At 53.7% G+C, this 1,690-nt stretch carries 2 protein-coding genes; both read left to right on the top strand.

What is annotated here, in order from left to right; all coding sequences use genetic code 11:
- Positions 1 to 575 (top strand): hypothetical protein (locus B2067_RS01075; RefSeq protein WP_301387213.1); only part of this gene is annotated, 575 nt, incomplete at its 5' end.
- A complete protein-coding gene (locus B2067_RS01070) occupies positions 572 to 1,579 on the top strand; it encodes a class I SAM-dependent methyltransferase (RefSeq protein WP_301387212.1) in 1,008 nt (335 codons plus the stop codon). The genes B2067_RS01075 and B2067_RS01070, both read left to right, overlap by 4 nt.
- Positions 1,580 to 1,690 lie beyond the last annotated feature (111 nt).

Here is a 1,690-nt window from a genome sequence, read left to right as displayed (position 1 = left end):
ACGTTGAAATTGCGCGGGTCATGGACGAGGTAACCGGCTTCTTTCCAGTCGACATCGCTTTACGCTTTCTATTACTGCCACTGCACCAGCAACTGAGAGAACAGATTACCGAGCCACTCGGATCTGCGCGGTTGCAGTTCTTCGCCGGCTTCCTGCAGGGCCGGCTGTGCATGCGCCTCAGCGAGTCTTCCGAGCATTCACTCAACGCCACTCTGGTATTGGCGAATACGGTATACAGTGATGATCTGGAGCTGCTTCTGCTGGGCATACTGCTGAAACAGTTTGGCATTCGGGTTATCCGCCTCGCCGGCCTGTCGACACCGCAGGAAATTTCCGAACTCATCCGCACGCAGAAGCTTCAGGGCGCTGTCGTTGGCGTTGCTGATACGCCGGAGCCAGGCCAGTTACAGAGCCTCAGAAACCTCGCTGCCGAAACAGGTCAGCTGATCTTCTGCAGTGGACAGAATGTCTCGCAAGCCGGAGCCCTGCGTGAGCGAGGCCTGGTCGCACTGAACCGCGACCCACAACAGGATGCTCTCACAGTAAGAGATGTACTGACCGGCGTTAACGAATGAGCAACGTATACGAACTGCTACAGCGCCACCCGATGCTGCTGACTGCCAACACCACGATTATTGGTTCAGAAGCACGCTTACCATCAGGCTGGGCTGAACACATAAACGAACACAAGGTTCAGATTATCACCGCCGACTGGCTGACCGCTCAGGCCTACCACGCTGACAAAGAGAATCCACAGGTACAGTTCGGCGTTCCCGATGTTTCTGAGCTCTCAGGTCGACTGGTGATTGTGCTCTGGCCAAAAGCCAAAGCCGCGGGGCAGGCTATGATCAGTATGCTCAGCCAGCAGCTCGACAGCTGCTACGTTGTCGCCGCCAATGATGCGGGTGGTAAAAGTATCGGAAACGCCCTTAAAGACCATGTCAGTGAAAGTTCAAAGATGGACAGTGCCCGACACTGCTCGTTATGGAATATTCGCCTGAAAAAATCGGAAGGTGCGGCTAACTGGTTACGCTTCGCCAGCTCTTTTCAATCAGGTGAACTCAGCTTCATGACACTACCGGGCGTGTTTGGTCATGGCAAGCTGGATCAGGGAACAGCCTTGTTGCTGGAGCATGTACCCGCTCCGGCCCATGGCAAGATATTGGATCTGGGATGCGGCTCTGGAGTCATTGGGCTAACCATGAAATCACGTAGCCCTGCTCTCGACGTCACCCTGACCGACGTTGATGCAATGGCACTGAGAAGTGCAGAACTGAACTCCGCCCGTCTCGGACTGAGTGCAGAAACAATAGCCAGCGATGGGTTAAAGAGTGTCGAAGGGCGTTTCGATTACATATTCAGTAACCCGCCTTTTCATCAAGGCAAGCGTACCGATTACGAGTTCGCCTTACGACTTTTCCGTGATGCCAGACAACACATGACACGCGACGGACAGTTATGGATCGTTGCCAACCGGCACCTGGCCTATGAAGAGTGGGCCTCTGAAGCATTCAGAAGTGCTGAGGTGATGGTTCAGAGAAACGGCTTTAAGCTGATTTGCGCATCTGACCCAAAATAACCAATCAGACGTAGTTTTTACGATCGCTACTTCCCATGGAGTAGCTTTCCCGGCCTTATCCATGGTTTCACGCTCTTGGCTGAAAGGGCTACTCGCATAATCCACTGAAGC

It is taken from the genome of Thalassolituus sp. UBA2590 (assembly GCF_002339775.1).
GTDB lineage: Bacteria > Pseudomonadota > Gammaproteobacteria > Pseudomonadales > Oceanobacteraceae > Thalassolituus.
This window is presented reverse-complemented; position numbering and strand designations above follow the sequence as displayed.

What these genes read in the sequence shown, in the direction of transcription:
- B2067_RS01070 (WP_301387212.1), top strand. Translation starts at nt 572, where the DNA reads ATGAGCAACGTATACGAACTGCTACAGCGCCACCCGATGCTGCTGACT.